At 69.1% G+C, this 19610-nt stretch carries 19 protein-coding genes; 5 read left to right on the top strand and 14 right to left on the bottom strand.

Going from position 1 to position 19610, the window contains the following annotated elements:
* Positions 1-172 precede the first annotated feature (172 nt).
* The 7 genes from oleD to FW784_RS06150 form a co-directional block, all read right to left on the bottom strand.
* Positions 173-1192 carry a 2-alkyl-3-oxoalkanoate reductase gene (gene oleD, locus FW784_RS06180; protein ID WP_149352484.1) on the bottom strand — a complete coding sequence of 340 codons (1020 nt, stop codon included), beginning with the start codon at positions 1190-1192 and terminating at the stop codon, positions 173-175.
* Positions 1189-2844 (bottom strand): olefin beta-lactone synthetase, encoded by a 1656-nt coding sequence (oleC, locus tag FW784_RS06175; protein WP_149352483.1) that lies wholly within the window; start codon positions 2842-2844, stop codon positions 1189-1191. Before oleC ends, oleD begins: the two co-directional genes overlap by 4 nt.
* A gap of 64 nt (positions 2845-2908) precedes the next feature.
* A complete protein-coding gene (locus FW784_RS06170) occupies positions 2909-5374 on the bottom strand; it encodes a hypothetical protein (protein WP_149352482.1) in 2466 nt (821 codons plus the stop codon).
* A 125-nt stretch (positions 5375-5499) separates the two neighbouring features.
* Entirely contained in the window at positions 5500-6444 is a 945-nt protein-coding gene (locus tag FW784_RS06165; protein WP_149352481.1) for an alpha/beta fold hydrolase, read from the bottom strand.
* Between the two features lie 73 nt (positions 6445-6517).
* Complete coding sequence (locus tag FW784_RS06160) at positions 6518-7534, bottom strand: 3-oxoacyl-ACP synthase III (RefSeq protein ID WP_149352480.1); 1017 nt, start codon at positions 7532-7534, stop codon at positions 6518-6520.
* A 151-nt stretch (positions 7535-7685) separates the two neighbouring features.
* Positions 7686-8009, bottom strand: a complete 324-nt coding sequence (locus FW784_RS06155; RefSeq protein WP_149352479.1) for a DUF4156 domain-containing protein — start codon at positions 8007-8009, stop codon at positions 7686-7688.
* Positions 8010-8079: 70 nt separating this feature from the next.
* Complete coding sequence (locus tag FW784_RS06150) at positions 8080-10950, bottom strand: M16 family metallopeptidase (RefSeq protein ID WP_425481595.1); 2871 nt, start codon at positions 10948-10950, stop codon at positions 8080-8082.
* 135 nt (positions 10951-11085) lie between these two features.
* Here FW784_RS06150 and FW784_RS06145 point away from each other — a divergent pair, with 135 nt between their 5' ends.
* From FW784_RS06145 to FW784_RS06135, 3 genes are all read left to right on the top strand, one after another.
* The gene (locus tag FW784_RS06145; protein WP_149352477.1) at positions 11086-11790 is read left to right on the top strand and encodes an SDR family oxidoreductase; all 705 of its coding nucleotides are present in this window, start codon (positions 11086-11088) and stop codon (positions 11788-11790) included.
* A 400-nt stretch (positions 11791-12190) separates the two neighbouring features.
* Positions 12191-12670 carry a tRNA (cytidine(34)-2'-O)-methyltransferase gene (locus FW784_RS06140; protein ID WP_149352476.1) on the top strand — a complete coding sequence of 160 codons (480 nt, stop codon included), beginning with the start codon at positions 12191-12193 and terminating at the stop codon, positions 12668-12670.
* Positions 12671-12732: 62 nt separating this feature from the next.
* Positions 12733-14013, top strand: a complete 1281-nt coding sequence (locus FW784_RS06135) for an SDR family oxidoreductase (RefSeq protein WP_205123566.1) — start codon at positions 12733-12735, stop codon at positions 14011-14013.
* A gap of 26 nt (positions 14014-14039) precedes the next feature.
* On the opposite strand, the gene FW784_RS06130 is transcribed toward FW784_RS06135, so the two are convergent.
* Entirely contained in the window at positions 14040-14261 is a 222-nt protein-coding gene (locus FW784_RS06130; RefSeq protein ID WP_149352474.1) for a hypothetical protein, read from the bottom strand.
* Positions 14262-14346: 85 nt separating this feature from the next.
* Positions 14347-14946, bottom strand: a complete 600-nt coding sequence (gene wrbA / locus FW784_RS06125; protein WP_149352473.1) for an NAD(P)H:quinone oxidoreductase — start codon at positions 14944-14946, stop codon at positions 14347-14349.
* Positions 14947-15184: 238 nt separating this feature from the next.
* On the opposite strand from wrbA, the gene FW784_RS06120 reads away from it, so the two are divergent.
* On the top strand, positions 15185-15751 hold the full coding sequence (locus FW784_RS06120; RefSeq protein ID WP_149352472.1) for an outer membrane beta-barrel protein: 567 nt from the start codon (positions 15185-15187) through the stop codon (positions 15749-15751).
* A 288-nt stretch (positions 15752-16039) separates the two neighbouring features.
* Here the strand turns inward: FW784_RS06120 and FW784_RS06115 are convergent, their stop codons facing one another.
* The 5 genes from FW784_RS06115 to FW784_RS06095 form a co-directional block, all read right to left on the bottom strand.
* Entirely contained in the window at positions 16040-17083 is a 1044-nt protein-coding gene (locus tag FW784_RS06115; protein WP_149352471.1) for an NAD(P)H-dependent glycerol-3-phosphate dehydrogenase, read from the bottom strand.
* Between the two features lie 6 nt (positions 17084-17089).
* Positions 17090-17608, bottom strand: coding sequence for a protein-export chaperone SecB (gene secB / locus FW784_RS06110; RefSeq protein ID WP_149352470.1), 519 nt, complete (start codon positions 17606-17608; stop codon positions 17090-17092).
* A gap of 94 nt (positions 17609-17702) precedes the next feature.
* The gene (locus tag FW784_RS06105; protein ID WP_149352469.1) at positions 17703-18140 is read right to left on the bottom strand and encodes a rhodanese-like domain-containing protein; all 438 of its coding nucleotides are present in this window, start codon (positions 18138-18140) and stop codon (positions 17703-17705) included.
* Positions 18141-18214: 74 nt separating this feature from the next.
* A complete protein-coding gene (locus FW784_RS06100) occupies positions 18215-18622 on the bottom strand; it encodes a hypothetical protein (protein ID WP_149352468.1) in 408 nt (135 codons plus the stop codon).
* A gap of 93 nt (positions 18623-18715) precedes the next feature.
* Complete coding sequence (locus FW784_RS06095; protein ID WP_149352467.1) at positions 18716-19180, bottom strand: YiiD C-terminal domain-containing protein; 465 nt, start codon at positions 19178-19180, stop codon at positions 18716-18718.
* On the opposite strand from FW784_RS06095, the gene FW784_RS06090 reads away from it, so the two are divergent.
* Positions 19157-19610: uroporphyrinogen-III synthase (locus tag FW784_RS06090; RefSeq protein ID WP_187770699.1), on the top strand; the 454-nt coding region annotated here is incomplete at its 3' end. The genes FW784_RS06095 and FW784_RS06090 overlap by 24 nt on opposite strands.

Below are 19610 nucleotides of genomic sequence, written 5' to 3'. Positions count from 1 at the left end.
GGCCGTCGAGCGCTCGCAGGCCGTCGCGGGTATCGGGATCGAGCGCGAGCGCGCGGTTGAGCGCGGCTTCGAGCGCGCGGCCGGCAAGCGGCTTCAATGTGTCGAGTGGCGAGCGGCGTGCGTCCATGCGGCCATTGTAGGGGCGTCGCGGAAAGCTGCCGTTGGCGATGCGTTACGCGCCGGACAGCGATGCCTGGCTGCCCTGCCACGCCGTGCGCAGCTGCGCGAGGCCGTCGTCGAACGAGACACGCGGGAGCCAGCCGAAATCGCGGGCGGCCGGCGCCATCGAATACCAGTGCGTGGTCACCAGCTGCTCGGCCAGGAAGCGCGTCATCGGCGGTTCGCCGTGAAGCGGAAGCAGCGACCACGCGGCCTCGGAGGCAGCGCCGATCGCATAGGCGACCGGGAACGGAACGGAGCCGTTCGGTGGCGGCGCCCCGGCCGCCTCGAGCAATGCGGTGAGCGTCTCGCGCATCGAACGTGGCGCGCCGTTGCTGATGAAGTAGGCGCGACCCGCACAGGCGCTGCCCGGCGCGAGGTGCTCGAACGCGGCGAAATGCGCTTCGGCGGCGTTGTCGATATAGGTGGTGTCGACGAGGTTGCTGCCGTCGCCGACCAGCTTCAGGCGCCCCGCGCGTGCCCGCTCGACGATGCGCGGCAGCAGCTGGTTGTCGCCCGGCCCCCAGATCAATCGCGGGCGCAGCGCCACGACGGCGAGCGTTGCATCGCCGGCGGCGAGCACCATCTGTTCGGCGATCTTCTTCGTCTGCGCGTATGGCGACTTCAGATGCTCGCCGTACGGCACGTCGTCGGCGCCGAGCCCGGCCACGGGGAACGTCGCCCGATGCGTGACGCTGGGCGACGACGTGTACACCAGCCGCGCGATGCGGTGCTCGCGGCAGGCGTCGATCACGTGGCGCGTGCCGACCACGTTGGCATCGTGGAACTCGCGCGGGTCGCGGCTCCACGCGCCCGCCTTCGCCGCGTTGTGGAAGATCGCGTCGCAGCCGCGCGAGGCGTCGATCACCGCATCGCGATTCGCGAGGTCACCGCGCGCCTGCGTCACGCCCATCGCGTCGAGTGCCGGGTAGAGACCGCGATTGAAGCTCACCACCTCGTGGCCGCGCGCGCGCAGGCCGCGGCACAACGCCTGCCCGAGGAACCCGCCGCCACCGGTCACCAGCACCTTCATGGCTTCACCTTCTTCGCGGCCCACGCGGCGAGTTTTTCGCGCCCGATCTTCGCGTTGTGGCGGATATCGACCGGGAACGCGGGATGCCGCAGGAACGTGGTGATGCCGGCGGTATGCACGTGGCCGCGTCCGATCTCGCCCAGCTCGGCCTCGATGCGCAGCCAGTCCGCGTCGGCGGCACGCCGATCCAGCTCGACGCACAGCACCGGCGCCTGCGCGCCCGCGACACCCACGCCCACCAGCGCGCTGCGATTGACTCGCGGGTGCGTGTTGAACACGGGCTCCACCTGCTCGGTGTACAGCGGTCCGTTCGGCGTCTCCACGCGGTGCGTCTTGCGGCCGCAGAACCACAGCCGGCCATCCGCGTCGAGATAACCGACGTCGCCCATGCGATGCACGATGCGCTCGCTACCGTCGGGCAACGTTTCCCGGATCTTCGCCAGCGCGGTTGACGCATCGCGTCGGAAGTAGGAGTCGGTTGCGGTCGGGCCCGCGACGGTGATTTCGCCAACGCCGAGCACCGGCATGAGCCGCGCGTCGGACCATCGCGCGATCGGGCCGTCGTCAATCTGGATGATGCGTACGTCGTTCGGCGGCACAGCCCGGCCGACGCAGGTGCCGGCGCCGTTCTCGGTGGCGCTCCGGGTCTGCTGCAGCTCGCGGCTCTCGATCACCGCGACGGGCAGGCACTCGGTCGCGCCGTAGGGCGTGTAGAAGTCGGCGTCGTCGGACAGCAGTTCGCGCATGCGCGCCACCACATCCGCCGGCACCGGCGCGCCCGCCGAGGTGATGCGACGCAACGTCGGTAATGGCGCGCCGTAGTCTGCCAGCACGCGCATCAGCGCCGGCGAGCCGAACAGTTGCTGCACGCCGAAGCGCTCGATCGCCGCATGCAGCCTGCGCGGATCGGCCTTGGCCGGGCGCGTGGCGTCCATGTCGGGGATGATCGAGGTCAGGCCGAGCGCGGGGCCGAACAGTGCGAACGGTGGGAAAGTGGGAAAGTCGACCTCGCCGTCGCGGATGCCGAGCGCATCGCGGAGCATCGCGGCCTGCGCGACGAAGTGGCGATGGCGGTAAGCGACGCCCTTGGGCACGCCGGTGGAGCCACTGGTGAACAGGATCGCGGCGAGGTCGTCGGGCTGGGTGTGGGCAAGTTGTGCGGCCGCACCGGCACCCTCCGCCTCGACCCGCGCAAGCGTGTCATCGGCGAGCCACGCGCGCGCACCCGTCGTGATGCGCACGCGTGCCGACTTCGACCAGCCGAGCACTCGCCGAGCGACATGCGCGAGCGGGATTCCGATGAACGCGTCCGGCGCCGCTTCGTCGAGGCATTGGGTCAGCGCGCGCCTGTCGATGCCGGGGTCGACCAGCACGGGCACGGCGCCCGCCTTGAAAAGCGCGAACATCAGCAGGAAGAACTCGGGCGACGGCCGTACCATCACGACCGTACGCGTGCCGCGCTGGATGCCTCGCAGTGCGAGGCCGGCGGCAATCGCATCGCTCCGCGCGTCCAGCTGCGCATAGGTGAGCTCGATGTCGTAGCGGGCCAGTCCGTCCGCGCCGCGACTGCCGGGGCAGCGCATGGCAATTCGGTCGGGTTCTCGCGCGGCCATGTCGGGCAACGCCGCGGCGATGTTGTGGAAGGGGCTCATCAACGCATTGTCGCCCGGCCGAAGCGGCCGGGCGACGGTTGCAGCTACACGCGGGGAGGCGACTCTATCGGTTGCGCGCCGCGTGCATGAGGGGCGGCAACTGAACCGGCACGTGCCGTGAAGCCCGGGCAGTGGACGCATCGATCTCGGCCTGGAACTTGGGACCGTATTCGCGTCCGACCTCACCCTGCACCTGAAGGGAGGATGCGTCGGGCTCAGCGGCCTGGCGATCGATCGCTGCCTGCGTCATCTGGCTCGACAACGATGCGACCTTGTCCATGCAGGGCAGATCCGCGCACTTCTTCGACCACACGGCCTGCGCCAGCGTTGACCATCCCTTCCCCGCCTGCTGCGTCAGGCGCATCTGCCCCTCCAGCACCAGCGTGTTGGCCGTCGCCTCTGCGTTGGCGAAGGCCGGGCTCATCGCCTCGAACTCCGCACCCGGCTCGGTGCTGACCTTCTGCTTGCCGAGCAGCACGGCATTGGTGCGCACGAGCTTGATCCCGGTCCGGCAGATATCGTCGGTGCATTGCTGCAGCCAACGCGAATCGAAATCCTTGCCCCAGCCTTCCAGCTTGGCGCCGAAGATTTCTGCCCACGCGTTCTGGCTCGCCTCGCTCGCCGCGTAGTGGTAATGGCGCGAGCACACCGTGCCATCGTGGCAGGCGAAGTCGACGCCGCCGGGCGGGAGCTCGACCGCGAGTTCCGGGAACCAGATCGGCCAATCCCAGTGGTCGGACCAGACTTCGATGTCGATGAACAGCCGCGCGTCGAGACCCGGCGTCAACAGGAAGCCGAGGTTGTAGACGGGGCTGCCGACGGTGAAGTCGCTCGACATGGTCTTGGGATCCACGTGCAGCTTGATCGGGCCGGTGGCCGTATCCATTGGAACGTCGCCACCTGGGCCGTTGTTGTCGTGGAGCTTCAGCCTCAGCGAATCGGAATGCAGCGATACCTTGACGGCCGGGAACACCTGGCCACCAGCAACGCCGAAGTTCGCGCGACCGCCGATCAGGTCGAAGTCGTCAAACACGATCGGATCACCCGCGAGGTCCTGTCCCGGCATCGGCGGACGGAACTGCCCATGGGTGAAGGGCGCAGGCAGGCCGTCCGTGAAGTCCTTGCCGACCTTGAACTCGACCCCGCCGCTCCCGGCGAACGGGACGTCGTAGTTCGCGCCTGCGTAGGCGCCGAACTGGGCGACGAGCTCTTTGCCGTCGAACAGCTTGCCGCTTTCGAGCCCGGCGCTCGCATAGTCGCCTGCGTTGCCGTCGAGCGAGCGGACGTCCGGGGTGAAGGTCGCCGTGGTGCCACTGCCCGGGTAGTGGTACTGGCCGCCGACGACCACGGGGAAGCGCAGGCCGAAACCGTAATCGAAGCCGGCGTAGAGCTCGGCGAAGTACGTTTCATCGCAGCCGAACAGGCACCAGCTGATCGTCGTCTCTACTCGCTGACGCCACTCGTAGGCGCGCCCCAGCGTGAAACCCGTGAGGAATACGTGCGGCTCGACCGTAGCGTCGGTGGGTTCCGGCTTGACGATTTCGACCACCGGCGCAGCCTTGTCGACCAGCTGCGCGTGCGGAGACGGCGTCGACGAGCCGGCCTTCGATAGCGCCGAGCCGAAGTCGGCAACCTTTGCGAACCGGGTCGGGTCAGCGCGCCCGCTGGCCGGCACGAACATCACCTGCTCCACGCGCGTCTCGCCGGCGTTGACCACTTCCTGTTCCAACTGCGCATCGTCGAGCTTGGCCAGGCGTGCGGACTCGGAGGCACCGATCTTGGCGTCGATCGCCGCGCGTTTGGTCGGGTCGGCCAATGCGACACGAAGACTGGCGATGTCCTGAGTCACTTTGGCACGCACGGCGGCCGCTTTTTGCTCAGCCCGCTGGATGGCGATCGCACGTCGTTGCGGATCTGCCACGTAGTGGGCGTCCGCGGGATTGGCGAATGCGGCGGCGCGCGCGGAGTCGTCCAGGCGACCGAAGCAGTGCACGCCGCTGCTGGCGAGTTTCGCGCTGCGTGCGGGGTCCGTGCACACGCCCGTGTGCAGCCGGTAGCCGATGAGACTACGCACGACCAGACCCTGGTCGATTTCGAGTACCTGCGTTTCGTCCACGGTGACGTCCGCAAGCTGCGGTTGCGTGCGCAGGTGCTGCGCAATGTTGAACGGCGCTCGTGGGTTGGCCAGTAACGGCGCCAGGTTCACATGGCCGCGACCGAGCGCGACGACAGGCTGCGCGCGCAGTGTCGGGATGGCGTACTCGCGCCGCACCTGCAGCGACTTGACGACCGCGAGATTGCTTCCGGGTCGCAGGATTACGGCGGACGACGGCGGCACCGCGACGACGGTGGCCGGGGGCTGGATCGAGGCGCTCGGCCCGTGCGATTGAATCGCCGTGACCATCCGTTGTACGCGCAGCGGTGCCGCTGGTCGCGCCGTGTTTTGCTGCGCAAAGGCGGGCATCGCCACGGACAGCGCGGCCGCCAGTATTGCCGTCCATTGCAGACGTGGATCCGTTCCCATACTCATCGCACTCTCCCTGTCCCCGGTGCGGGGCGTGCTGGGAGGCTAGGCGCGCGATGCGCCGGCCGGCGTCGGAAAAGTCCGAAAGCGACGAACGGGACCCCGACGTGGCGGCACGGACGGGCGCCCGGTCAGTTCCCCTGCTCGAGGAAGGCACGTATCGCCGGCACCAGCACTTCGTGCCGGTCTTCGAGCACGTAGTGACCCGCGTCGTCGAATGCACGCACGTCCGCATGCGGCAGCGCGCGGCGGAAGCCGTCGAGGAAATGGCTGTCGAACACGAAGTCGCGCAGACCCCAACCGATGAAGGCGGGACGGTCGGCGAACTCCGGCAGCCCTGCGCCAACACGCTCCACCAGCGGCCACGCGCGATCGACCGCGCTCAGCGGGATGTCCTGCATGAAGCGGATGGTGCTGATCGCGTCGTTCCAGCCGTCGTAGGGCGCGCAATACGCACGCTGCACGTTGCGCGGCAGGCGGCGCGTGGTGCCCAGGCGCGCCGCGCCGCGCGCGAACAGGTTGAAACGCCGGATCAGCCACGCGCCGATCGTCGAGTCGCGACCCAGCGAGAGCTGCCAGGGCATCGGCTTGGCGCTGGGCAGCGGAAAGGCCGCGGTGTTGAGGATCACCAGGCGCTTGACCTGCGGCATGTGCGACAGCGCCCAGCCGAAGCCGATCATGCCGCCCCAGTCGTGCACGGCGAGCGTCACCGGGCCGGTGATGCCGAGGTGCGCGAGCAGTGCGCTAAGGTCGTCGACGCGCGACTGCAGCGTGTAGTCGTAGTGTCCGGGCGCCTTCGACGGCGTGCGCGGCGGGTGCACGCCGCCGCCGTCATCGGGTTTGTCCGACAGCCCCATACCGACGTGGTCGGGCACGATGCAGCGATAGCGATCCCGCAGGCCGAGTACGAGGTGGCGCCAGTAGTAACTCCATGACGGGTTGCCGTGGACCATCAGGACGACCTCGCCATCGCGCGGGCCTTCGTCGAGATACGACATCGAGATCCCGGGCCGCACCTCGAAGCGCTGCGGCGCGAAGGGATAGTGGGGCAACGTCGCGGGGTCGATCGCACTCATCGGCAGGTCCGGCATCTGAAAGCACGCGGCCGCACGAGGCGGCCGGTGGGAAAGCGATACGGCGCCGCGCGGACTACCAGACGACTTCCGCCATCGAACAGTTCAGGCCCGAGCCGATGCCGAGCAAGGCGACGCGGTCCCCCTTCTTCAGGCGGCCCATCTCGCGCAGCTTGCTCAGCACGATCGGTACCGACGCCGGGCCGATGTTGCCGTGCTCGCCGAAGATGGTCAGGACCTTGCGCGGGTCGATGCCCATCGCCTTGGTGAACGCGGCGGTATGCACCTTGCTGACCTGGTGCACCACGAATTCGTCGAGCTCCTCGGCCACCCAGCCCAGCTTCTGCCGCGCCACGACGAACGTCTTCTGCGCGAGTTTGACGCCTTCGATCAAGAGCTGGCGCGTGTCGGTGACCATGCCGTCGAGGTTGCCGCGGCACAGCTTGTTCCACTCGGTCGCCGCGCGCGTCACGCCACCGCGGTAACGCGGCGCCCCGGGGGCGAGTTCGGCGCGCGCGAGCACCATCGCGGCCGCGCCGGAACCCAGCGTCAGCGTCGCGAGTTCGTTGCGGAACGCCTCTTCGGTGACGTCGGCATGCGTGAGGCGCTCGAGGGTCTTCTCGTAGGCGAGGTCGGCGGTTTCGCCGTCGACGACCAGCGCGTAGTCGATCTCGCCGCGCTCGATCATGCGCGAGGCGATGTCCATGCCATTGATGAAGGCGAGGCACGCGTTGGCGACGTCGAAGTTCTGGCAGGTGTCGGGCAGGCCGAGGTTGCCGCTCACGATCGATGCGGTCGAAGGCTCGAGGTAGTCGCGACTGACGGATGTATTGACCAGCAGCCCCATGCGCTCGGGCGCGACGCCGGCGTCGGCCAGCGCTTTCACCGCGGCGAGCGTGGCGGCATCGGACGCGAGCATCGGGCCGTCCCACAGGCGGCGTGCTTCCACGCCGGCGATGTCCTTGATGACGTCGGTCTTGATTCCGAGCCGGTCGAGCGTCGGTTGCAGCCGCACGTTGATCTCGTCCGTCGTGAGGCGGCGCGGTGCATCGATATGCGCGAGGCCTGCGATGGCGACATGTTGGAACAGCATGGGCGCGACTCGTGGACGGATGGGAACACGCTAGCTTAACGCGCGGGGCACTACCCCGCACGCCATCACAAGGTGACGCAGCCCGCATTCGGCGCGCGCCGTTCAGGCGGTTCCGGCCTTCCTGACGCAAGCGGCCGTGCGACGACCCGTTTCAGCGTGCGCAGCGCAGGGCGCTGAAGCGCTGGCGACCGTCGTGCGGCGCCTCGACGGGAATGACCGCATTAGCCGTGAGCCCGACCGCCTCGTTGCGCGCCATGGTTTCCAGCTCCTCCTGCACGCGCAGCGGATTGCGCTGATACACCGCGACGCGATCGGTGACGTTGCCCTCGATCTCGCCGAGCTTGGTGCAGCCGGCGGTCGATGCGTTCATGGCGAGCACGCGTACGCTCGCAGCCCCGGACTGCATCGGTACCCACGTGCATGCGGCCATCGCGAGCGTCGACACCGCCAGGCCGATCCGGAACAGTCGTGACATCGATGCACTCCCCAGACGAAGACGCGCGGGATTGTCACCCCGCGCGCCTGAACCGCCCGAACGATCCCCGTTACTTCGCGACGGGCTTGCCGTCCGCATCCAGAACCTGCACGGCGCCGAGATCGAGCGAACGCACGCCCGCCTCGATCTTCGACAGGTCGCCGACGATCACCCAAGTCAGGGCCTCGGGATGCAGGATCTCGGTGGCGGCAGCCTGTACGTCGGCATCGGTCTGCGCTTCGATGCGGCTGCGCAGCGTCGGCACGTAGTCGTCGGGCCGGTGGTACAGCGCGTTCTCGGACAGCGCGCCGAGCACCGCACCGATCGTCTCGTAACTGCCGGGCAGGCTGCGCACGTCGTTGACCTTGATCTTCGTGATCTCCGCATCGCTCAGCGGACGCGGACCGATCACGTCGCGTACTTCACGCAGCATCTCGGCCGCGGACTCCTTGGTCTTGTCGGTCTGCACCGGCGCGTACAGCATGTACGGGCGCTGCCCGAGCGCATCGCTCATGAACGAGAACGCGCCGTAGGCCCAGTGCTTGTCCTCGCGCAGGTTCATGTTGAGGCGCGAGGTGAACGTGCCGCCGAACGCGGAATTCATCGTCTGGATCGGCAGGTTGTTGGCCACCGTGGTCGGCGGTGCGAGTACGCCGGCCAGGATCAACGACTGCGTTGCGCCGGGCTTGTCGATCAGGAACACGCGCGGCTTCGCCTGCGCGGCGACGTCCGGAATCGACTTGGTGCCGCGCGCGACCGACGGCGGCGTCCAGTCGGCGAACACGGCGTTGAGCTGCTGCGTGATGGCCGGCAGCGTGGTGTCGCCGGCGACGATGATGCGCACGTTGTCCGGGCGCAGCCATGACGACTGCCAGCCGCGCATGTCGGCGACGCCGAGCGAGCGGATGCTGGCCTCGGTACCGGTGCCGGAGAACGGAATCGCGTACGGATGGCCGTCGCCGTACAGCAGCGGCGGCAGCGTGCGCATGGCGATGCCGGACGGCTGCGTCTTTTCCTGTGCGATGCCCGCGAGCCACTGCGCGCGAACGCGTTCGATGTCGGCGGCGCGGAATGCGGGATTGCGCACCACGTCGGCGAGCAGGCCGAGCGACGGCGCCAGCGAGTCGCTGAGCATGCTGCCGGTGACCGAGCAGGCGTCCAGCCCGCAACCGGTGCTGAGCCCCATCCCGAGCCGCTCGCGCAGCTTGGCGATCTGAACGGAATCGAGTTTGGCCGTGCCCTCGTCGAGCATCGCGCTGGTGAACGACGCGGCGCCGAGCTTGCCGCCGGCGTCGCTCGCATAACCGGCGTCGAACTGCAGGCTCACGTTGACCACCGGCACGCTGTGCCGCTCGGCGAGCACGACCTCGATGCCGTTCTTCAGGTGGCCGCGCTGCACGTTCGGGAAGGTCAGGTCAGGGAAGCGATCGACGGTCGGCACGCCCTTCTTGCGGTCGATGTCCGAGGCGGTGACCTTGAACGCGGTCGTCGGGCGGCCGGCGATGTCGGCGGGGCGAGTGCCCGCGGGCAGGCCGGCGACCGTCTCGTCCTTCGGCGTGCCGGTGGTCGGCACGACCGTGAGCGTGTAGTCACCCCGCGCGATCCACTTCTTCGCGGCCGCGAGCACGTCGCTGGCGGTTGCCTTCTGGTTCCAGTCGAAGCTGCGCTTCCACGCATCCGGATTGCCCAGATAGACCTGGCCTTCCGCGAGCTGCGTGGCCTTGCCGGAGACGCGCTCGAGCGAACGCACCACGGCGGCGCGGTTGGCGGCCTTGAGCCGCGTCAGCTCCTCCTGCGTCGGGCCCTTGGCGAGAAACCTGGCCCATTCGTCCGCGACCGCGGCCTCGACCTTGGCCGGGTCGACGCCCTTCTTGACGTCGGCCTGCAGCGTGAACTGGCTGGCGAGCTCGAACGGCGTGATGCCGACGGAAACGTCGTCGACCAGGTGGTCCTGGTAGACGAGGCGCTGGTAAAGGCGCGAGGTCTTGCCGCCGCCGAGCACGTCGGCGGCGAGGTCGAGCAGCGTGAGGTCGCGCTCGCCGCGGCCCGGGATGTTCCATTCGCGATAGATGCGCGCCTGGGCGACGCGGTCGTCCATGCTGTCGCGCGTGGAGGCCGTGCGTGCGGCGACCCACTTGGCCTGGCGCGCCACGGCGGGGCCCGCCGGGATGTCGCCGAAGTACTGCAGCGCCTTCGCCTTCGCGGTGGCGACGTCGATGTCGCCGGACATCACCAGCGTGGTGTTGGCCGCGCCGTAATAGGTGCGGAACCACGTCTTGACGTCGTCGAGCGAGGCCGCGTCGAGGTCCGCCATCGAGCCGATGGTGTCGTGGTGGTACGGGTGGTTGGCCGGGAACGTCTGCAGCAGCATGCGTTCGTCGACGCGGCCGTAGGGCTCGTTCTCGCCCTGGCGCTTCTCGTTCTGCACTACGCCGCGCTGCTCGTCGAGCGTCTTCTGGTCGATCGCGCCGAGCAGGTGGCCCATGCGGTCGGACTCCATCCACAGCGCCATGTCGAGCGCGGTGGTGGGGACGGTTTCGTAGTAGTTGGTGCGATCGAGCCAGGTGGTGCCGTTCTGCCCGGTGGCGCCGGCCTGCTCGAAGGGCTCGAAGAACTCGCCCGGATGGTTTTCCGAGCCGTTGAACATCAGGTGCTCGAACAGGTGGGCGAAACCGGTCTTGCGCGCGGGCTCGTCCTTCGAGCCGACGTGATACCAGACCGCCACCGCCACCACCGGCGCCTTGTGGTCCTCGTGCACGAGCAAGGTCAGGCCGTTGGGCAGCACGAAGCGCTGGTACGGGATGTCGAGGGCAGCAGGTGCCGCGACGACTGCCGGCGTGACCGGGGCTGCGGATGCGGGCGCGGCGGTGCCGGCAGCCAGGGCGATGCCCAGCGCGAGGGCGGTGATGCGGAACGGGGACGGGGACATCGGAAGCTCCATGCACCGGCAGTCGGCGCGACCGCCCGATGCTAGCGGAGCGGCGGCGGTGGCGTACCGGGCCGGAGGTACCGGTCCGCCTGCACGAGCTGAACAGGCGCGCGCCTAGACTGGCGGCCCGCCTGATCGGAGCACGCCATGTCCCGTCGCAACAGCCTGGTGACCGGTGCCAACCGCGGCCTCGGCCTCGAGTATTGCCGGCAGCTTCTCGCCCGCGGCGACCACGTGATCGCCACTGCGCGCCATCCGGCGCAGGCGCACGAACTCAATCGCCTTGCCGCCGACCACCCGGGCCGACTGCACGTGCTGCCGCTCGACGTCACCGACCCCAAGGCGGAAGCCGAGATCGCCCGCGAACTTCCGCTGGTGCTGGGCGACGAACCTTTGCACCTGCTGATCAACAACGCCGGGCTGCTGCATTCGGGCGAGCGCTTCGGCCATGTGGCGGCGGCCAACCTCGAGGACAGCTTCCGCACCAACGCGATGGGGCCGTTCCTGCTGACGCAGGCGCTCGCGCCGCGACTGGCGGAGGGCGCGACGGTGGCCAACATGTCGTCGCAACTCGGATCGATCGCCGGTACCACGCGCTTCGGCACCCCGACCTACTGCATCACGAAGGCGGCGTTGAACATGGCGACGCGACTGCTGGCCGCCGCCCTCGCCGATCGCGGCATCCGCGTGGTGTCGCTTCATCCGGGCTGGGTCGCGACCGATATGGGGGGCGAACAGGCGCCGCTGGCGCCGGCGCAATCGGTCGAGGGATTGCTGAAGGTGCTCGACGGCGTCGGCATGTCGCAGTCCGGCAGTTTTCTCGACTGGCAGGGCAAGGTGCTGCCGTGGTGACGCTGCGGGCGTTTTAAGCCGCCTTCGAACCTGCCTGGGCCTTTCGTTCGCCGCGCGCCGCGCGTGACGTGTGGGTTCGGGCAGGAGTCCCCGGGAAGAAGTGCGGCCTGCCGCGGTCGTCCACGGCCGCTACTGCTTGTGCGCGGAGAGCCGTTCCTCGCAGCCGCGTGCTTTGTGAAGCGTCGCTGGCGTTCGTTTGCGTGCGGCCGGCATATAGGCCGCTGTCACCGCCGCGGCATCGCCGTGACGTCGAAGCCGGCCGCCATCGTTTGTACCGCGGCCTTCGACACGCAGGGCAAGCGGCCATCCGCGCGTCCCACAGGCTGCGCCATCATGTGCCGTCCAGTTCGCGCCCCTCGCCTCGTTCTCCGTTCGCCTCCATCGGATCCAGCCCTGCCCCATGTTCGACGTCATCCTCTACGAACCCGAAATTCCGCCGAACACGGGCAATGCGATCCGCCTGTGCGCGAACACCGGAGCACGGCTGCATCTGGTCGAACCTCTCGGCTTCGACATGGACGACAAGCAACTGCGTCGCGCCGGGCTCGACTACCACGAGTACGCGACGGTGAAGGTTCACGCGAACCTCGATGCAGCGTTCGCGCACCTGCGCGACATGCACGGTGAGGCGCTGCGCGTGTTCGCGTTCAGCACGCGCGGCACCGTGCGGTTCGACACGCCGCGCTACCGTCCCGGCGACGCGTTCCTGTTCGGCCCCGAAACCCGCGGCCTGCCCGGCGACGTGCTGGACGCACTGCCCGACGCGCAACGGCTGAGACTGCCGATGCGCCCTGACGTTCGTTCACTGAATCTATCCAACGCGGTGGCGGTAACGGTGTTCGAAGCCTGGCGGCAGCAGGGCTACGCAGGCGGCGCATGAACGCCAGCGACCTGCATCCCGCCGCGGTCGCGCGACGTAGTGCTGTCCAGGAGGTAGCGACCATGCGGATTCTTGTAACCGGGGCGACAGGTTTCATCGGCGGCGCCGTCGTCGACGCACTACGTGCGCGTGGGCACGTGCCGGTGCCGGCCGTGCGCGACGTGGACGCGGCGAAGCGTCGCTGGCCGATGCTGCAACCGGTCGCCGTCGACTTCGCGCACGATACCGATGCGCAGGCGTGGCGCCCGCGGCTTGCAGCGATCGATGCGGTGGTCAACGCGGTCGGCATCCTGCGCGAGACCGACGCGCAACCGTTCGCCGCGCTGCACGACGCAACCCCGCGCGCGCTTTTCGAGGTCTGTGTCGACGCCGGCGTGCGGCGTGTCGTGCAGGTCTCCGCACTGGGCGCGGACGAGGACGCGACGAGCCCCTACCACCTCTCCAAGCGCGCGGCCGATCGGCACCTTCATGCGCTGCCACTGCAGGGCGTGGTGGTGCAGCCGTCCGTGGTATTCGCGCCGCAGGGCGCGAGCGCAGGGATGTTCCTGATGCTCGCGACATTGCCGATCGCGTTGCTGCCCGGCGGTGGCGTGCAGCGCGTCGCGCCTGTGCACCTGGACGACCTGATCGACACGATCATCCACGCGCTCGAGGACGCGGATCCGCCGCGGCTGGTCGAGGCCGTCGGCCCGGCGTGCATGACGTTGCGCGCCTACCTCGACACGCTGCGACGAAGCCTTGGCCTCGGTGGCCTGCGCGTGCTGCCGGTGCCGATGCCGCTGGTGCGGCTCTCGGCGAGCGTGCTGCAGCACGTGCCGGGCTCGCTGGTGGAACCGGAGACCATCGCGATGCTGGCGCGCGGCAACTGCGCGGCGCCCGATGGGATCGCCAGGCTACTCGGTCGCTCACCGCGCGCCGCGGGCGATTTCGTGCCGCCACCGTTGCGGGCGATGACGCGTCGCGACGCGCAGCTGCGCTGGGCGTTGCCGCTGCTGCGTATCTCGGTCGCGCTGGTGTTCGTCGTGACCGCACTGCTCTCGTTCGGTCTGTATCCGCTCGACGGCAGCCGCGCCCTGCTTGCATCCGCAGGCGTGCCTGGAGCCGCTGTCGACATCGCGCTGTTCGGCAGCGCTGCCATCGACCTGCTGCTCGGCGTCGGCATGCTGTTGCCGCGCACGCGCACGGTCGCGTACCTCGCGTCCATTGCCTTGATCGTCGCCTACACCGCGATCATCAGTCTCGCGATGCCCGCGTACTGGCTGCATCCATTCGGCCCGGTGCTGAAGAACCTGCCGATCCTCGCCTCGCTCGTACTGTTGCATGCACTGGATCGGGGCGACTGAGCCACGGCGGGCTACCGGAGGTACGGCTACGGGTCGTCGGCGAATTCGTGGGGTACCGCCTCCGCATCGAGTTCGACAAAGAGGACCACGAGCCGTCGCGAGCCATGCGCGGCCGTCGCGCATGCGCGCGGGTATTGATCGTTGCGAACCCATTGCGCGCGCCCGCTTCCTGGCGGCGGCCGCTCGCCGACACGCAGCGCGTCGACTGATTCGGCGATGCGTGCGCGTCCGCGTTTCAGGCTGTCCATGGAGCGCGTTCCCCGGTGCTGCGATGGCCGCTCCGCCCGCGCACTCCGGCCGTTGACGCGCTCGACACCCGCGCGAACGTATTCGTCAGCCAAACACCTTGGCCGCGAGCGCCGCGATCTCGCGGCCCTGGAAGCGCGCACCGTCGAGCTCGTTGGCCGATGGCTGCCGCGATCCGTCGCCGCCGGCTATCGTGGTCGCCCCGTAGGGCGCGCCGCCCGTGATCTCCCCGAGCGTCGTCTGCCCCTTGAAGCTGTAGGGCAGGCCGACGCAGACCATGCCGAAATGCAGCAGGTTGGTGAGGATGGAAAACAGCGTGGTCTCCTGCCCGCCGTGCTGCGTCGCGGTTGAGGTAAACGCACCGCCGACCTTGCCATTGAGCGCGCCGCTCGCCCACAGGCCGCCGCACTGGTCGAGGAAGTTCGACATCTGCGATGCCATGCGCCCGAACCGCGTGCCGACGCCGACGATGATCGCGTCGTAGCCCGGCAGCTCGTCGACGCGCGCGAAAGGCGCGGGCTGGTCGAGCTTGTAATGCGACTTGCGCGCGATCTCTTCGGGCACGAGTTCGGGCACGCGTCGGATGTCGACGTGCGCGCCGGTTTCGCGCGCACCTTCGGCGACGGCATTGGCCATCTGCTCGATGTGGCCATAGGCCGAGTAGTAGAGAACGAGGACGCGTGCCATCGGGGGTTTCCGTCGCAAGGGCACCCGATTGCACGTGGCGGGACGTGAGGCGCGTGTCCAGCCGGCGGCGCGAGGTCGTCGGCCGCAGGGGTAGGCACGGACCGGGCGACCGCCGCGCCTACCAGAAAGTTCCTATACCCGGCCGTTCAGGATTAAGGGAGCGTTCGGTCCCGCTGCGGATACTGCGCGCACCGGCTGATAGCCGGCCACGGATCGATCAAATAACTAGAGGTTTTCCATGAAGCGCACCCTGCTCGCCCTGACCCTGCTCGCCGCCCTTCCGTTCGCCGCCTCCGCGGCCGAAGGCGTGTCCTACAACTACGTCGAGGGCGGCTACACGCGCGTCGACGCCGGGCATACCGGCAGCAACAACGACGCCGACGGCTGGGCCCTCAACGGCTCCGGCGCGATCAACCCGAATTTCCGCGTGTTCGGCGGCTACTCGAAGGTCAAGATCAGCGACAGCGACGTCAACCTCGACCAGTGGCGCCTCGGCGTCGGCTACAACCGCGAGCTGAGCCAGAAGGTCGACCTCGTCACCAACGTGGCTTACGAGAAGTTCGACGCCGGGCAAGGCGTGAACGGCAACGGCTACAGCGTGGAAGCCGGCGTGCGCGGCGCGATGACCCCGATGCTCGAGGGTTACGCCCTGGCGGGCTACGAGGACTACAAGGATTTCGACGGCGACTTCTACGGCAAGGTCGGCGCACAGGTGAAGTTCAACCCGACCTGGGGCATCAACGGTGAAGTGAAGTTCGCCAATGGCGACACCCAGCTGTTCGTCGGCCCGCGCATCTCGTTCTGATCACGGTCGATCTCCCTCCCCTGGGATCGTGAGCTGGAGCCCGGCCTTGGCCGGGCTCTTTTTTTGGGGATCGCCGCGCCTGCGTCGCGCGATTGGACATGCCATCGGCGCCCGCGTGGCTGCCGGCGGGCTGGCTCAGGCCAGGGATGCTCTCGACGCGGGTGTCGCGCTCACATCCATGTCGCTGTCGACGCCAATGCAGGTGTCGGAACGCGAGCGAACGCATGCGGTTCGAATGCGAATGCAGGACCCGCAATCCCGGTCCTGCCCGGATTCCGCGTGTCGGCTTCAGCCGAGCAGGTCAGTCGGGTATTCCGGCTTCTGCTGGCGCGCTAGCAGCTGACGCAGGCCGTCGGTAGGTTTGAGCTCGCCATGCAGCACGGCACGCACCGCACTGGAGATCGGCAGTTCGACGCCGGCTCGTTCCGCCTGGCGCATGACCTCGTCGGCGGTCTGCACGGATTCGACGACCTGGCCGATCTCGCGCACTGCGTCCTCGATCGACTGCCCGCGCCCGAGCGCTAGGCCCAGCCGCCGATTCCGCGAAAGATCGCCCGTGCACGTCAGCACCAGATCGCCGAGGCCGGCGAGGCCCATCAGCGTCTCCGCCTTGCCGCCGAGCGCCTGGTTGAGCCGCAGCATCTCGTTGAGCCCGCGCGTGATCAGCCCGGCGCGCGCATTGAGCCCGAGCTGCATGCCGTCGGCGACGCCGGTAGCGACGGCGAGTACGTTCTTCATCGCGCCACCCAGTTCGGCGCCGAGCATGTCGTCGCCGGTATAGGCACGGAACGCAGGGCCGTGCAGCACTTCGGCAACGACCTGTGCGAACGGAGCATCGTCCGAATGCACGGTCAGCGCCGTGGGCAATCCCTGCGCCACTTCGCGGGCGAACGACGGACCGGTGACCACCGCCAGCGGCACATCGGCGCCGAGGACCTCGGCCGCGACCTCGTGCAGGAAACGCCCGCTGCCGGGCTCGAAGCCCTTGGTCGCCCAAGCGACGCCGGCGTGCGCCGGCCGGAACGGCGCGAGCGCGCGCAGCGTTTCCGCGAACGCATGCGAGGGAACCACCACCAGCACCAGGTCCGCGCCCGCCATCGCCTCGGCGAGGTCGATCGTCGCGCGCAGCGACTCCGGCAACGCGACGCCAGGCAGGTAGCGCGCGTTCTCGTGGTTCGATTCGATGCCCGCGATCACCGCGGCATCGCGACCCCACAGCGCCGCCTGCCCGCCATTGCGGACGATCAGGGCGGCGAGCGCGGTGCCCCAGGAGCCCGCGCCGAGGACCGCGACGCGGCGTGGCGCGAGCGGGGTGTCAGCCAGTTCCGGCATCGCGGATCAGGCAGTGCCGGCCGCCTCGGACGATTCCAGATCCTGCGCCTGGCCCATGCGCTGGCGCAGGCCCTCGGCATACAGCGCTTCGAAGTTCAGCGGCTGCAGCAGGAACGGCGGGAAGCCACCGGACTGGATCAGGTCGGAGATCAGCTGGCGCGCGTACGGGTACAGGACGTTCGGGCAGTGCGTGCCGAGCATGGCGTCGAGCGTCTGCGCGTCGAAGCCGGCCAGGCCGAACACGCCCGCCTGCTTCACCTCGGCGAGGTAGAGCGGCTTGTCGTCGGTCGTGCAGGTGAGCGTGACACCCAGGACGACCTCGAAAGCGGCATCGTTGAGGCGCGTGACCTGCTGATTGAGGTTCATCTGCAGCTGCGGCTGGGTGGCGTCGTTGAACACCGCCGGCGCATTCGGAACCTCGAAGGAGACGTCCTTGACGTAGATCTTTTCGACGGTGAAGGACGGGCCGGTTTCGGCCGCGTCGGTAGCGCCGAACTCGGCGTCGTTCTGGATCTCTTCGGTCATGGGGGACTCCGGCGCGATATCGATGCGAAAGGGGCGGAATTATGGCATGCCGGCCAAAGCCGGACGGGGTGCCCGGGACGCCGGGCGCAGTCGCTCAGGCGCGACCCTTGACCAGCGGAAGGCCCGCCTGTTGCCAAGCGGCGATGCCGCCGTCGAGCCAGTGCACGTGGGTGATCCCGGACTTCGCGAGCTTGGCGGCGGCGGCGGCCGAGCCTTGCCCGCTGCGGCATACCAGCACCAGCGGGCGCTCTTTTGCGCCGGCGATGAGCTTGTGTTCGGGCGTCAGCGCACTCGCCTGCACGTTGCGGCTGCCGGCAACGTGGCCTTTCTCGAAATCGCCCGACGCCGACAGGTCGACGACGACCGCATCCTCGCGGTTGACGAGCGCGGTCAGCTGCGCCGGCGTCAGCGCCTTGTACGGGCGGAACAACCGCGCGACCTCGGTATAGACCAGCGCGAGGGTGAGCCCGACCAGCGCGATGGCGAGCATCGAGTGGCGGCCGGCGAAATCGAGAATTTCCTGGAAGGTCACGGACGACACGCCACGGAACGGGGCGCGGATTGTCGCACGCGGCACGGCCGGCGCCGCGTCGGCGCGCTAGCGCGTCAGTCCTGCGCCCACAGGTCCGGCAGGCCGCTGGTGACCCACCAGGTCTTGGCCTGGGCGTCCCAGCGCCACGTCTCGCGGTAGCGGACGGTGCGCTCGGCCTGCGTGTTGCGGTTGATCACGCCGATCTCGATGTCGCGCGCCGCCACGCCGGTCTTGAAGTCGACGCTCGCGCCGCGGTCGCGATAGCCCGAAATCTGCACCTGCCTGAAGCGCGCGGATTCCAGCGACGACGGTGCCTGCCGTGCGCGCAGGGAAGGGTCGAGCAGGTTCACCGCGCCTTCGAAATCGCCCCAGCGGATCGCGGCGCTCCAGGCGTCCTGCGACACCGGCAGCGCGCGTTGCGCGGGGCCGGCGAAGGCGACGCCGGCAGACAGCAGCAGGAACAGGCTCAGCAGCAGGCGCATGGACGTCTCCCCTCGGGTTCGCCGATCCTAGGGCCCAAGGGGCGCGCGAGCGAGCGGACGACGTCGCAACCCGTGACGTTCCCGGCTCGCCGTTCAGGCAGCGGCCGGCCGCAGGAGCGCGGCGAAGCGTGCGTCGAAGGTCGCCGCCGGGCGCCCGTCGGGCAGGTCGATACGCGCGGTCATCTCGATGCGGCCGCGGCCGCGGCTGCGTATCGCGGCCAGGAAATCGCGCCAGGCGCCGTCGATCGACGGCGCCGCTTCGGCATGCAGGTCGCCATACAGCGGTGCGAGGTAGCGGATGCGGCTGTCGGCGACATAGATGTCGCAGTCGAGTCCGGCGGCGTCGAGCTCGAGCCAGACGCGACCCCAGCAGGCGAGCGTCATCAGCGACGCGAGCGACCCGCCGAACGCGCAGCCCTTGTCGTTGACGTTGGCAGCAAGCGGCGCGCGCAATCGCAGCCGCTCGCCGTCGAACGACTCCACAGTCAGCTGCAGCGCACGCACCGGCGGCATGCCCTGGTAATGCGCATCGAGATGCGCGAGCGTGTCGTGCGTCATGGCCGCACCGGCCGGTATGCGAAGCTGCGCGACATGCACGACTCCCTGTCGACGGGCCCGCGATGGTACGTGATCTCGCTGCGTCCGCGCGGTCAACACCAGCGGCTGCGCGACGTCGCCAAACGCGCCGGGCATGGCTTCATCGCGCTGTCGCCGCTGCGCGTGGCCCAGCGTGACGACGATGCCACGCGCGACGCGTTGCGCGATGCGCTGGCGGCCGACATCGTGGTGTTCACCAGCCCGAATGCCGTGCGCGCCGCGTCCGCCTTGCTGCCCTTGCACACGCGCGGCGCGGTGCTCGCGATCGGCGACGGCACGGCGCGTGCGTTGAAGCGTGCAGGCGTCAGTGATGTGCTGCGGCCGTCGCGCATGGACAGCGAAGGCGTGCTGGCGTTACCCGCGCTGGCGGACGTTTCCGGTCGCAGCATCG

The sequence above is a fragment of the Cognatilysobacter lacus genome (genome assembly GCF_008274655.1).
Lineage (GTDB): Bacteria > Pseudomonadota > Gammaproteobacteria > Xanthomonadales > Xanthomonadaceae > Cognatilysobacter > Cognatilysobacter lacus.
The sequence above is the reverse complement of the archived record's forward strand: the minus strand, read 5'-3'. Positions and strand labels throughout refer to the sequence as shown.

Bases quoted from the DNA above. Each gene is read 5' to 3' on its own strand.
- FW784_RS06135 (WP_205123566.1), top strand. From the start codon at position 12,733: ATGCGGATTCTTGTAACCGGGGCGACAGGTTTCATCGGCGGCGCCGTC.
- FW784_RS06155 (WP_149352479.1), bottom strand. From the start codon at position 8,009: ATGTCACGACTGTTCCGGATCGGCCTGGCGGTGTCGACGCTCGCGATG.
- FW784_RS06160 (WP_149352480.1), bottom strand. From the start codon at position 7,534: ATGCTGTTCCAACATGTCGCCATCGCAGGCCTCGCGCATATCGATGCA.
- FW784_RS06095 (WP_149352467.1), bottom strand. From the start codon at position 19,180: ATGACGCACGACACGCTCGCGCATCTCGATGCGCATTACCAGGGCATG.
- secB (WP_149352470.1), bottom strand. From the start codon at position 17,608: ATGACCGAAGAGATCCAGAACGACGCCGAGTTCGGCGCTACCGACGCG.
- FW784_RS06170 (WP_149352482.1), bottom strand. From the start codon at position 5,374: ATGAGTATGGGAACGGATCCACGTCTGCAATGGACGGCAATACTGGCG.
- FW784_RS06140 (WP_149352476.1), top strand. From the start codon at position 12,191: ATGTTCGACGTCATCCTCTACGAACCCGAAATTCCGCCGAACACGGGC.
- oleC (WP_149352483.1), bottom strand. From the start codon at position 2,844: ATGAGCCCCTTCCACAACATCGCCGCGGCGTTGCCCGACATGGCCGCG.
- FW784_RS06165 (WP_149352481.1), bottom strand. From the start codon at position 6,444: ATGAGTGCGATCGACCCCGCGACGTTGCCCCACTATCCCTTCGCGCCG.
- wrbA (WP_149352473.1), bottom strand. From the start codon at position 14,946: ATGGCACGCGTCCTCGTTCTCTACTACTCGGCCTATGGCCACATCGAG.
- oleD (WP_149352484.1), bottom strand. From the start codon at position 1,192: ATGAAGGTGCTGGTGACCGGTGGCGGCGGGTTCCTCGGGCAGGCGTTG.
- FW784_RS06115 (WP_149352471.1), bottom strand. From the start codon at position 17,083: ATGCCGGAACTGGCTGACACCCCGCTCGCGCCACGCCGCGTCGCGGTC.
- FW784_RS06150 (WP_425481595.1), bottom strand. From the start codon at position 10,950: ATGGAGCTTCCGATGTCCCCGTCCCCGTTCCGCATCACCGCCCTCGCG.
- FW784_RS06145 (WP_149352477.1), top strand. From the start codon at position 11,086: ATGTCCCGTCGCAACAGCCTGGTGACCGGTGCCAACCGCGGCCTCGGC.
- FW784_RS06100 (WP_149352468.1), bottom strand. From the start codon at position 18,622: ATGCGCCTGCTGCTGAGCCTGTTCCTGCTGCTGTCTGCCGGCGTCGCC.
- FW784_RS06120 (WP_149352472.1), top strand. From the start codon at position 15,185: ATGAAGCGCACCCTGCTCGCCCTGACCCTGCTCGCCGCCCTTCCGTTC.
- FW784_RS06130 (WP_149352474.1), bottom strand. From the start codon at position 14,261: ATGGACAGCCTGAAACGCGGACGCGCACGCATCGCCGAATCAGTCGAC.